General features: G+C 65.5%; 12 protein-coding genes. 8 read left to right on the top strand and 4 right to left on the bottom strand.

What is annotated here, in order from left to right:
- Positions 1 to 422: SDR family NAD(P)-dependent oxidoreductase (locus EQG76_RS26515; RefSeq protein WP_159717881.1), on the bottom strand; the 422-nt coding region annotated here is incomplete at its 3' end.
- A 503-nt stretch (positions 423 to 925) separates the two neighbouring features.
- On the opposite strand from EQG76_RS26515, the gene EQG76_RS26510 reads away from it, so the two are divergent.
- The 5 genes from EQG76_RS26510 (at position 926) to EQG76_RS26490 (ending at position 4,919) form a co-directional block, all read left to right on the top strand.
- Positions 926 to 1,768: a hypothetical protein gene (locus tag EQG76_RS26510; protein WP_159717879.1), complete on the top strand. Its 843-nt coding sequence runs from the start codon at positions 926 to 928 to the stop codon at positions 1,766 to 1,768.
- 125 nt (positions 1,769 to 1,893) lie between these two features.
- Positions 1,894 to 2,181 carry a toxin-antitoxin system TumE family protein gene (locus tag EQG76_RS26505; RefSeq protein ID WP_159717877.1) on the top strand — a complete coding sequence of 96 codons (288 nt, stop codon included), beginning with the start codon at positions 1,894 to 1,896 and terminating at the stop codon, positions 2,179 to 2,181.
- Entirely contained in the window at positions 2,178 to 2,522 is a 345-nt protein-coding gene (locus EQG76_RS26500; RefSeq protein WP_159717875.1) for an HVO_A0114 family putative DNA-binding protein, read from the top strand. Before EQG76_RS26505 ends, EQG76_RS26500 begins: the two co-directional genes overlap by 4 nt.
- A gap of 39 nt (positions 2,523 to 2,561) precedes the next feature.
- On the top strand, positions 2,562 to 2,849 hold the full coding sequence (locus EQG76_RS26495) for a helix-turn-helix domain-containing protein (RefSeq protein ID WP_159717873.1): 288 nt from the start codon (positions 2,562 to 2,564) through the stop codon (positions 2,847 to 2,849).
- Between the two features lie 1,017 nt (positions 2,850 to 3,866).
- On the top strand, positions 3,867 to 4,919 hold the full coding sequence (locus EQG76_RS26490) for an NAD(P)-dependent alcohol dehydrogenase (protein WP_159717871.1): 1,053 nt from the start codon (positions 3,867 to 3,869) through the stop codon (positions 4,917 to 4,919).
- Between the two features lie 54 nt (positions 4,920 to 4,973).
- Here EQG76_RS26490 and EQG76_RS26485 read toward each other — a convergent pair whose 3' ends face one another.
- Entirely contained in the window at positions 4,974 to 5,357 is a 384-nt protein-coding gene (locus EQG76_RS26485) for a DUF1090 family protein (protein ID WP_159717869.1), read from the bottom strand.
- Between the two features lie 95 nt (positions 5,358 to 5,452).
- On the opposite strand from EQG76_RS26485, the gene EQG76_RS26480 reads away from it, so the two are divergent.
- Positions 5,453 to 6,286: an aldo/keto reductase gene (locus EQG76_RS26480; RefSeq protein ID WP_159717867.1), complete on the top strand. Its 834-nt coding sequence runs from the start codon at positions 5,453 to 5,455 to the stop codon at positions 6,284 to 6,286.
- 399 nt (positions 6,287 to 6,685) lie between these two features.
- Positions 6,686 to 6,904, top strand: coding sequence for a hypothetical protein (locus EQG76_RS26475; RefSeq protein ID WP_159717865.1), 219 nt, complete (start codon positions 6,686 to 6,688; stop codon positions 6,902 to 6,904).
- Positions 6,905 to 6,952: 48 nt separating this feature from the next.
- On the opposite strand, the gene EQG76_RS26470 is transcribed toward EQG76_RS26475, so the two are convergent.
- Positions 6,953 to 7,900, bottom strand: coding sequence for a choline kinase family protein (locus EQG76_RS26470; RefSeq protein WP_159717863.1), 948 nt, complete (start codon positions 7,898 to 7,900; stop codon positions 6,953 to 6,955).
- The gene (locus EQG76_RS26465) at positions 7,900 to 8,862 is read right to left on the bottom strand and encodes a phosphotransferase family protein (protein WP_200841146.1); all 963 of its coding nucleotides are present in this window, start codon (positions 8,860 to 8,862) and stop codon (positions 7,900 to 7,902) included. Before EQG76_RS26465 ends, EQG76_RS26470 begins: the two co-directional genes overlap by 1 nt.
- 162 nt (positions 8,863 to 9,024) lie before the next feature.
- On the opposite strand from EQG76_RS26465, the gene EQG76_RS26460 reads away from it, so the two are divergent.
- Positions 9,025 to 10,413: an amidase gene (locus EQG76_RS26460; RefSeq protein WP_159717861.1), complete on the top strand. Its 1,389-nt coding sequence runs from the start codon at positions 9,025 to 9,027 to the stop codon at positions 10,411 to 10,413.
- Positions 10,414 to 10,595 lie beyond the last annotated feature (182 nt).

Here is a 10,595-nt window from a genome sequence, read left to right as displayed (position 1 = left end):
TGCATGAGCGCGTTGACCGTGCCGATCGTGACGATGGCGCCGCCGCCGCTCTTGCGCATGCTTGCCAGGACCGGGGTGGTGACCTGGTAGGTGCCGGTCAGGTTGAGGAGAACCTCCTCGTCCCACTTCTCCGGGGTCAGGTCGGTCAGCGTCTCGGCACGGGCCCCGCCGGCATTGTTGACCAGCACCTTGATCGGCCCCAGCGCCTGTTCCGCCTCGGCCAGCGCCGCCTCGGCGCCGGCCCGATCGCCCATGGTGAACGCGCCCCGAAACGCCACGCCCGGCAGGTCCGCCACCTGCTCCATCGTGCGGTCGAAGGCGGCGACCTTGGCACCGGCTTCCACGAATCGCGCCACCAAACGTTGGCCGATGCCGCCGCCGGCACCGGTGATGGCGACGGGGCGGGCGGAGAACTGGAACATCCGAACCTCTCATAGGCTGGACCGGGACCTGCCGGTCATGGCCGTCGAGCAGGAGCGGCGGCCGGGCAACCGGTCCTTAGCGGGGCGGGCGGCTGGGCGTCGAGGCGGTGCAGACGTTTCTGCGCGCCGGACCGGCCGCGTTGCCAGTGACGCTCGCGGGGTGCTGGCGGCAGGCGCGGGCACCCACAAAAGATGCACATAGTATGGCACCATCCTAGGCAAGACATGTTGCACATCTGGAAGAGCTGTGTCAGGACCCCCCGATCTCGATTCGACCGCCAGCCGGCAATGTTCTGTCGACCGCCGGCAAAATGACGTCAGAACCTATGGTTCGCCTCACAGTTTCCCCTGTAGGAGGTGCAGGAATGTTCGCGCGCGTCCGCCGCCGTGTCGTTGTTCTGTCACGGACCGTACACTGGAGCCTGTTCTGCTTAGGTTTTATGGGACTGCTGTCCGCTGACGCCAGCGCCAAGTCGCCACCACCTTTCAAGATCTACTGGCAGATGAGCTGGACGAACGGTGCCACCGCCAAGGCGCCGACCGCAGCGCAGCTCAGGGCCTGCGGCATCGAGCAGGTGCCGCTGATCACCGAATCCGCGATCTTCGGCAGCGCCATGCCGCGCTACCACCAGCCGCTCGACCTGGCCGGCGCGCAGCTGAAGACCGCCACCCGGACGATCGCGAATGCCACGCCGGCCAGCAAGCTGGTGGTGCTCAACGTCGAGAAGCAGGGCTGGATGATCAAGCTGGGCGACCCGGCCGCTGCGCGCAAGGCCGATCAGTACACGCGCCTGATGACCCATTTCCGCAACCAGGCCGCGATCAAGACCAAGGGCACGCTCTTGGGCTATTTCGGCCAGGCGCCGATCAACGACTATTTCGGCTACATCAACGGTCGTGGCCAGGTCCCGGCCAACCTCGCCACCAACACGTTCGCGATGCGGATCGCGGCGGCCAGCGCGGTGCTGTTCCCGCAGATGTACACCCGCTACCGGGAGACCGGCAGCAAGGGCTGGATCGCCAGGGCCGAGGGGATCATGCGGCTGATCCGGCAGGACTGGCAGCCCAAGATCGGGAAGAAGCCGGTCTATCCCTATCTCTGGCCCCAGTACCACGACTTCGCCAGCGATCCGAAGATCCGCAAGAAGCTGGTCGACAAGGGCGTGTTCCTGACCCAGCTGCAGACGCTCAAGCGGCTGGGGGCGGATGGCATCGTGATCTGGGGGACGCTGGGGGCGGACGGATCCGGCCACAAGCGGGCCAGGTGGGAGAAGGACATGAACTGGTGGGTGGAGGCCAAGCAGTTCATGAAGGCGAACGGGTATCCGGCGTGCTCGATCCGGTAGGCGGACGGCACGAACCGGGCGGCGCGGCAGGAGACCCAAGGGCCACGTCGCACCGATGCTGTTGGAGTAATTGACAACAGCAGGACTGTTGGTACCATCTCCGACATGCCGGCGTCACATCCAGCATGAAGGCGACCCTGCCCCTGCGCATGCGCCTGGTGCTGACGGAGACCGCCCTCGTCGAGGCGGTGGTCTGGCAGGTGCCGGAGCAAGTGCGCGGCAGCAGGCACGGCTTCAAGTACCGGCTGGCCCTGGTGGCGGATGGCAGCTGCGTGCTGCGCTACGACAACGAGGTCGGCAAGGGCGACCACAAGCATCTGGGCGACGTCGAGGTGGCGTACCGCTTCCGCAGCCTGGACGGGCTGCAGGCGGATTTCTGGGCGGACGTCGAAGCATGGAGGAACCGCCAGTGACCACGGTGACGCTTGGGATTGCATCGGTCGAGCAGGGCAGGGAGCGGCTGACGGCGGCATTCCGTGGCGAGGCGCAGGGCCACCACATCGCTTTCGCCTCCGTCGAACTTCTGTGGAAGGTCCTGACGGCCAAGCGCTGGGAATTGCTCCAAGCCATGACCGGGCAGGGGGCCATGTCGATCCGCGAGGTGGCGCGTCGGGTGGGGCGGGACGTGAAGGCGGTGCATGGGGATGTTCATGCGCTGCTGGATGCTGGGGTCCTGGAGCGCGGCGACGATGGACGGGTCGTGTTTCCTTACGATGCGGTGCATGTCGACTTCACGCTGCGCACGGCAGCGTAAGATGTCCGCTGGGGATGCGATTACCGTGGCACGGCCAACGTGTTCGCAAACCTGGACTACCCGGATGCCGAGGAGCGGCAGACGAAGCTTCAGCTTGCGCATGCCATCAACGCCATTATCACGCAGCGACGACTGATGCAGCCGGCAGCATCCGAGAAGTTCCGGGTGCGCCGGCCGAAGGTATCAGCGCTGGCCAACTATAAGCTGGAGGGGTTCGCGGTGGAGCGGTTGATGACGTTTGTGATGGTGCTAGACCGGATATGTAGTTCGCCCTTCGGAAAAGTCGTGGGCACGATCTCAGATCGGATCTTAATCATATCAAGTTGATTTAAGAAAAAGATCTGCCTCCGTTGCTTCACTCTTCCTTGTTTTGCGTGTAGCTATTGCTATTGCTTACAGAAGAGTAAGGATATACTGCTTCATTTTTTGCACCCCATTTGCTTGAAGATTTTGTTCTTCCAAGACAGTCTTTAGAATAATGCTTTCATCATCGTTGGTGCCCCTAATAAAAATTCTTGACCATGTATCACCAGCATCAAGACACTCTCCTCACACCCATGAAAAGTTTTTCGGATTTAGGAAATTCCATTCATTCTCTTTCTTGTGATTTGGGCTGTAATTTACACTAATAACATTCCGCATTTTACTCGACAAAATGTCCACAAGAAGTATCGTATCATTTTTATTGCCAATTTTACTAGATATGCTTCTATACTCTCGTACAATATTCCCGAATCGCGAAGCTCATATGCTTCATAGCCACCTGTGGCTTTTAACCTATCAATAAGCTCTTTCCGATATTCTCCATTGTAATAGTTAGCCATCTACGGCTCCTGGCAGTTATTATCTCGATGACTTCATTATAGTGTGTTGTAGCATTTATTGAAGGCGTGCAATGTTGGCGGGCGGTATTTTGTATCAAGTGGAGCAAAAGAGAGGGTGGCTTGAAAATGGAAGAACGATACGTCATGTGCGCGTGCATACACAGCCTAGAGTAGATGTGATCCTGCTGCATGCAGAGCGTTGGCATACCGGCCTTGGTACATAGTTTTTCGGATGGCAGCCAGGATGATGGTCACATGCTTCTTGTGTAGCAGGGCACGCTTCAATTCAACCGCTGGTAGTGAACGGGTGCTACGGGATAGGCTTTCCTGTGCCTGCAATCCGCTTGACGCTCTTAAAGCGTGCTCCTAACGGTCCGGCAGAAGGTGGTGGATAATTATCATCAAGGATAGAGCTGGAAGCGCATCTACCCCAAACCAAGGGTTAACAGTTCGCTACTCGTACCAGAACTGCGAGGCATCAGCATGCCTCCGCACACCTCCCTCAGGGACAAAGGCAAACATGGTCAAAGCTCTCGTTCTCGAAGAAAAGCTGAAGCTCAACCTGCGCGACATCGAGGTCGATGAGCAGCTCGGCCCGCGGGATGTCCGGATCCAGATGAAGACCGTGGGCGTGTGCGGCAGTGACGTGCACTATTATACCCATGGCGGGATCGGGCAGTTCATCGTGCGCGAGCCGATGATCCTGGGCCATGAGGCGTCGGGCGTGGTGATCGAGACCGGCTCGGAGGTCACGCATCTGAAGGTGGGCGACCGGGTGTGCATGGAGCCGGGCATTCCGGATCCGAACAGCCGGGCGTCCAGGCTGGGGATGTACAATCTCGACCCGCGGGTGGTGTTCTGGGCGACGCCGCCGGTGCATGGCTGCCTCAGGCCGACGCTGGTGTTTCCGGCGGACTACACGTTCAAGATCCCGGACAACGTGTCGTTCGAGGAAGCGGCGATGGTCGAACCGCTGGCCGTGGGCGTGCATGGCACGGTCAAGGCCAGGGTGATGCCGGGCGACAGTGCCGTGGTGATCGGGGCGGGGCCGATCGGGCTGGTCACCGTGCTTGCGGCGTTCGCGGCGGGCTGCGCCAAGGTCTATGTGGCCGACATCGACCCGGGCAAGCTGGCGATCGCCGAGAAGCTCGCCAAGGTGCCGGGCTCGGTCGTGGGCGTGGACGTCCGCTCGCAGCGCATTGAGGACGTGGTGATGGCGGACACGGACGGCTGGGGTGCCGACATCGTGTTCGAGTGCTCAGGCAACGAGAAGGCGGCGGCCGGCGTGTTCAAGCCGCTCAGGCCGGGCGGTTGCGTGGTGTTCATCGGCATGCCGCTGCACGATGTCGCCTATGACGTGCCGGGTGCGGCGCTGAAGGAGGCGCGCGTGGAGCACGTGTTCCGCTATGCGCACGTCTATCCGCGCTGCATCGCGATGATGGCGTCGGGTGCCATCGACGTGAAGCCGCTGATCACCGACAAGTTCCCGTTCGAGAAGAGTGTCGAGGCGTTCGAGTATGCCGCGACCTCGCCGAAGGGCTCGGTGAAGATCCAGATCGACATGCCGGGGTAAAGCCGGTCGGCCATCATGGCGGGAAGCCCCGCCATGATGGCCCGCTTCCAAGGATCAGCGGTCGAGGTCGGCCTCGGCCTCCTCGAGCTCCCACTGCGCCTCGCGCAGGTCGCGCCTGGCGTCCTCGATGTCGCCCCAGTCGCCCTCGCGCTCGGCGCGCGCCAGGTCCTCCTTGTCCTCCTCGACCTCGCGGCGCTTCTCCGCGACCCGCTCCTCGCGCTCGGCGCGCAGCCGGGCGTCGTCGCAGGTCTCCTTGGCGTCGACCACCGCCTTCTGCAGGCCGTCGGCCCGCTCGATCTCACCGGCTGAGCGCGCCTCGTCGCGCTTGATCTCCAGGTCGGCCACCCTGGCGGCACAGCCGCGCAGCTCTTGGGCCTGGGCGGTGGTGGCGAGGGCAGGAAGCGTCAACAGGGCGGTCGCCAGCAGCAGGAGCTTCATCGTCGATTCCCAAGGAGAGGAGGTCGCACCGGGGCTGGACCCCGACGCCGCTCGCATATAGCTCGGCGGAGGCGGGCGCATAGGAGGATGTGACGATGCAGCAGGTCGAGCTGCCGGGCGGCGAGCGCGTGCCGGCCCTGGGCCAGGGCACCTGGTACATGGGCGAGCGGTCAGCCAGCCGTGCGGCCGAGGTGGCGGCGTTGCGCCGGGGCATCGAGCTCGGCATGACGCTGATCGACACGGCCGAGATGTATGGCGAGGGCGGGGCGGAGATCGTGGTCGGCGAGGCGGTGGCCGGCCAGCGCGACGGGGTGTTCATCGTCAGCAAGGTCTATCCGCACAACGCCTCGTCCAAGGGCACGCTGGCCGCCTGCGAGCGCAGCCTGCAGCGGCTGAACACCGACCGGATCGACCTTTATCTGCTGCACTGGCGCGGCCGCTACCCGCTGGCCGAGACGGTGGCGGCCTTCGAGCGGCTCCAGCGGGACGGCAAGATCCGCTACTGGGGGGTGAGCAATCTCGACACGGACGACATGGAGGAACTGTCCGCCGTGCCGGGCGGGAGGGCCTGTGCGGCCAACCAGATCCTCCTGAACCTGACCCGGCGCGGGCCGGAGTTCGACCTGCTGCCCTGGTGCCGGCAGCGCGGCATGCCGGTCATGGCCTACAGCCCGATCGAGCAGGGGCGGCTGCCGGCCAGCCCAGAGCTGGACGAGGTGGCGCGCCGCCATGGCGTCGACCGGTTCGCCGTGGCGCTCGCCTGGGTGCTGCACCATCCGGGCGTGATCGCGATCCCCAAGGCCAGCAGCCAGACTCATGTGGCAGCGAACCGGCGGGCGGCCGACCTCCGGTTGGACAAGGACGACTTGGCACTGCTGGACCGGGCGTTCCCGCCGCCCCGCCGCAAGCGGCCCCTGGAGATGCTGTAGCGCCGGGGGCAGGCACCCGACAGTGGCAGGCTGGCCGAAGTCCAGGCCTGTTCCAGGCTGCGGCCGGCTGCCACCTGCGGTTACTCGGACGGTTGCCGAACGCCGCCGCGGTTCACTTGGGGCGTGTGTAGGTTATTCTCGGCGGACTGTCAGAAGTATCCCGGAAGTACTTGAATAGGGATGTACATGTCACAGTGCGCCTCCGGCACCGTTCTTGAACAATCATTTAAGTTGATCGGCCGGGAGGCGGGGGTTAGCGTCGGGATCGACTTGAGCGGCCTGGGGGAGCATGGCCGAGCAGGTGCACGTGGGGCGCAACTACCAGCATGTGAACGGGCCATGGCGACCTTGAGGTCTGGTTCGGTATCCTTGGGTGGGCCGGTAACGCGGCAGACGCTGGTGATCGAGCCCGAGATGGCCGGGATGCTGGTGCTCCTGCCCGACGAGCAGGTGCTGAGCAGCCACCAGCGCGACGACGGTCGGATCGAGCTGACGATCGGGCCCAAGCCCAGACGTCGCGCCTCGTCCTCGCCTTGGCCCTGGGTCGCGTTCGCGCTGGCCGGCACCGCGGCCGGCGCCGTGCTGGCTCAGTTCGGCCGCCACCTCCTGCCGTTCTGAACCCGGGAGCTTAAGGGGGAGCGGGCCGAAGCCCGCCCCCGGCCGGCGTCAGATCGAGCGCAGCCACCATTCCCAGCGCGGGTCCAGGATCACCGAGCGGGCGCGCGCCGCCTTCCAGTCGCCGTATTTCTGGTAGTCGAAGTCCCAATCGGTCAGCATCCGGTTCTGGATCGCCCAGCCGGCCCACTTGATGTCGGCCAGCGCCCGGCCGATCCAGACCCGTGCCACGATGTCCTGGCGGACTTCGCCGTAATAGGCCTCGATCAGCTCCAAGGAGCGCGCTTCGGTGAAGAACATCTCGCCCAGCAGCACGCCCAGCTCGTAGGCGCGCTCGTTGTTGGACGCGAACTCGTAGTCCACGATCTTCATGGGCTTGCCCGGGCTGACCAGGAAGTTGCCGGGCATGGGATCGTTGAAGCAGGGCACCAGGTCCAGGCCAGACGCCATGAACGCCTCCTTGGCCAGCCGGTACTGCTTCATCAGCCAGGGATAGTCGTGCGGCAGCAGGGCGCCCAGCTGCTCAGCGTCGCGCCAGTGCTCCTCGATCATCTCGAAGATGGTCTTGGTGAGATCGAGCTTCGGCCCGGCGTTCAGCCGCCGGTAGCAGTCGATCACCGCCTCCTGAATCGCGGGGTTCTCGAAGTCGGCATTGGTGCAGGCCTGGTAGCCTTCCAGGAACTCGTGGACCTCCAGCCCGTCGGACGGGTCGAAATGGATTACCTCGGGTGCGAGGCCCATCGCATGGGCGTTGACCGCCGCCTGGTGCGCCACCGCCCGGTCGATGAACTTCTCCGTGCCGGGACCTGGCACCTTCACGAAGTAGCGGCGCTGGTGGCCGCTCACGCTGATCAGCCAGTTGCGGTTGTTGATGCCGCCCACCAGCATCCGGTAGCGGACCTCGCCGTCCGCAAAATGCGGCACCCGCCGGATCGCCGCCTCGATCGCCTGCTCGTCCGCGGTGCGCGCCTCGCCCAGCAGCCGTTCCGTCGTTGCCATCAGACCCTCCGCAGCCGCTCGGCAAAGCGCGGCTCGCGGACCGCCTGCCGACAATGGAAGAAGCGCCAGCTCCCGTATTTGAGGAATTCGAGGCTGGGCCTGGTCGACACCTTGGCCAGCAGGAAGCCGATCAGCCCCCAGCGCAGATGGTCGGCGATGCCGTAGAGCATGGTCCGGGCGAACAGCGCCTCGTCCATGGCTCCATGCGCCATCATGAAGATGCCGCGCGCCTCCGGCTCCTGCTGCGCCGCCTCGACGATGAAGCTGCCGAGATCGGCGAACGGATCCATGTCGGCCGCCCGGTCCCAGTCGACCAGGAGGACCTGCTTGTCGGGACCTACCAGGAAGTTCGAGGCGTTGCCGTCGCCATGCGCCGGGACCAGGTCGAAGCCGGCCGCCAGGATCGCCCGCTCCGCGTCCATGACATTGTCGACCAGCCAGTCGATGTCCGCAGGCAGCGGCGCACCGGCGCTGCGGCAGGCATCGTGGAAGCGGCGGATCTCGTCGAACACGCTCACCTGCCGGCCGAGCGCCCCCGTCTTGTGGAAGGCCTGGCGCTGGCGGAGCAGATTGGCCACGATCTCCGGGTCGCGCAGCCGGTCGAGCGTGCCGGTCCGAAAGCCGGCGCAATCCTCCATCACCAGCGTGTCGTTGCCCAGGTCGACCGCGTCGACCCTGGGGCCGATGCCGAGCCCGGCCGCGACCTTGGCCGCGGCGAATGCCGTGCGGACCTCCACATAGTGCCCGGCATCTTCGTGCATCGACTTTACGTGCCGCCGGGTGCCGTCCGGCAGGGTCGCCTTGAAGTGGACGCCGTCGACGCCGTGCCAGCCAGGCGAAGCCAGCACGGCGAAGGCCGGTTCCAGCACGATCTGCGCCTCGGCGGCATCCGGCGCCTGTTCCGCCAGCAGGGCGGTGACGGCGGCCGTGGCGCGGCCCCGATGCGGGTCGAGCTCGCTCATCGGCGGCGGTTCCTCCAGGAGTGAAGCTGTTTTTGGGTTTGCTTCGATTTGGTCGCCACAGCCTAGGTAGGCTCGGCCGGCACGCAAAGCCGATTCTGCCGGGCCTGCTTGACTTGCCGGCAATGGCGGCGGAGACCGGCACCAGCGTGGGGAGGTAGGGCGATGCGGGAATTGTTGGAATCCTCGGCACTGTCGCTGGCAGCGCGGTTCCGTGCCCGCGAGGTCTCGCCGGTCGAGGTCGTCGATGCGGCGCTCGGCCGGATCGAGCAGTCCAACCGCGAGATCAACGCGCTGTGGTCAGTGCGCGCCGAGGCGGCCCGTGATACCGCCAAGGCTGCCGAGGCCCGCTTTGCCAAAGGCGAGCCTGCCGGGCGCCTGGACGGCATCCCGGTCACGCTGAAGGACAGCATCCACGTCACCGGCTGGCCCTATCTGCACGGTACCGCCGCCAACGAGGGCCGCGCCGCCTCCACCTTCGACGCGCCGCCCGCGGCCCGCACGCTGGAAGCCGGTGCAATCCTGCTGGCCAAGACCACCATGCCGGATTTCGGCCTGCTGGCGGCCGGTGTCAGCTCGGCCTTCGGCATCGTGCGCAATCCCTGGGACCTTTCGGCCAATACCGGCGGCTCCAGCGCCGGGGCGGGTGCGGCACTGGCCGCGGGCTTCTGCCACTTGGCGGTCGGCACCGACATCGCCGGTTCGGTGCGGCTGCCGGCCGCCCATTGCGGGGTGGTGGCGCTCAAGCCCACCCAGGGCCGCATCCCGCACCTGATCCCGAGCACCACCCGCTCGGCAGGACCCATGGCGCGCAGCGTCGCCGATGCCGCCTTCTACCTCACCACGCTTGCCGGCTTCGACGCCCGCGACAGCGGCGCGCTAGCCCCGGAGCACATCGCCTATCACGAGCAGCTCGATACGGAGGTGAAGGGCAGACGGGTCGGCCTGCTCCTGTCCATGGGCTATGGTCCTCCGGTGGAGCCCGTCGTGCAGGACGTGGTGCACGCGGCCGCCCGGGCGCTGGAGAATGCCGGGGCGATCGTGGAGGAGGTGGCGCCACCGTTTGGCTATGACGCCTATGCGGCGATCGACCTGACCCTGCAGGTGCGCGGCCTCGCCGAATATCGCAGCTTCACGAAGGAGCAGCAGGCCAAGGTCCTGCCGCAGGTCCGCGACTGGAGCCTGAAGGCCGAGGGCATCGACGGTGCCGCCTATTTCGACCTGCTCACCCGGATCGAGGCGAGCAAGCTGGAACTGCTGGCTGCGATCGACCGCTACGACTTCCTGGTGACGCCCACCCTGCCATGCGTGGCCTTTCCGGCGGAGCAGGTGGGCCTGGACGTCGAGACGCCCCTGGCGCACGCGACCTTCACCGCCCTGTTCAACCAGACCGGCCAGCCCGCCCTGTCGCTGCCGTTCGGTCATGACGCCCAGAACCGGCCGATCGGGGTGCAGCTCGTCGGCCGCCGGCTGGACGATCTGGGCGTGCTGCAGGTCGGAGCCATCCTGGAGAAGCTGCGTGGGCCGATGCCGGCCTGGCCGTTCCTCAGGTGACCCTCGGGGCGGCCGCCAGCCTCCTGCGCGCGCCTGGAGGAAGCGTTCGCTTCGGAGCATGAAGTGGATTGCTTGGTGCCGCGGAAGGCATCGTCGGCGCCCGTGCTGGCATTCGGAACCCTGAGATCGATCTGGACCTGACCCGGGCGAAGTCTTCGAGTTGGGCAGGCCCTTGCCGCTCT

This window comes from Geminicoccus flavidas, assembly GCF_009806515.1.
GTDB classification, from domain to species: domain Bacteria; phylum Pseudomonadota; class Alphaproteobacteria; order Geminicoccales; family Geminicoccaceae; genus Geminicoccus; species Geminicoccus flavidus.
The sequence above is the reverse complement of the archived record's forward strand: the minus strand, read 5'-3'. Positions and strand labels throughout refer to the sequence as shown.

What these genes read in the sequence shown, in the direction of transcription:
- EQG76_RS26510 (WP_159717879.1), top strand. Translation starts at nt 926, where the DNA reads ATGAGCTGGACGAACGGTGCCACCGCCAAGGCGCCGACCGCAGCGCAG.
- EQG76_RS26460 (WP_159717861.1), top strand. Translation starts at nt 9,025, where the DNA reads ATGCGGGAATTGTTGGAATCCTCGGCACTGTCGCTGGCAGCGCGGTTC.
- EQG76_RS26485 (WP_159717869.1), bottom strand. Translation starts at nt 5,357, where the DNA reads ATGAAGCTCCTGCTGCTGGCGACCGCCCTGTTGACGCTTCCTGCCCTC.
- EQG76_RS26505 (WP_159717877.1), top strand. Translation starts at nt 1,894, where the DNA reads ATGAAGGCGACCCTGCCCCTGCGCATGCGCCTGGTGCTGACGGAGACC.
- EQG76_RS26470 (WP_159717863.1), bottom strand. Translation starts at nt 7,900, where the DNA reads ATGGCAACGACGGAACGGCTGCTGGGCGAGGCGCGCACCGCGGACGAG.
- EQG76_RS26465 (WP_200841146.1), bottom strand. Translation starts at nt 8,862, where the DNA reads ATGAGCGAGCTCGACCCGCATCGGGGCCGCGCCACGGCCGCCGTCACC.
- EQG76_RS26480 (WP_159717867.1), top strand. Translation starts at nt 5,453, where the DNA reads ATGCAGCAGGTCGAGCTGCCGGGCGGCGAGCGCGTGCCGGCCCTGGGC.
- EQG76_RS26490 (WP_159717871.1), top strand. Translation starts at nt 3,867, where the DNA reads ATGGTCAAAGCTCTCGTTCTCGAAGAAAAGCTGAAGCTCAACCTGCGC.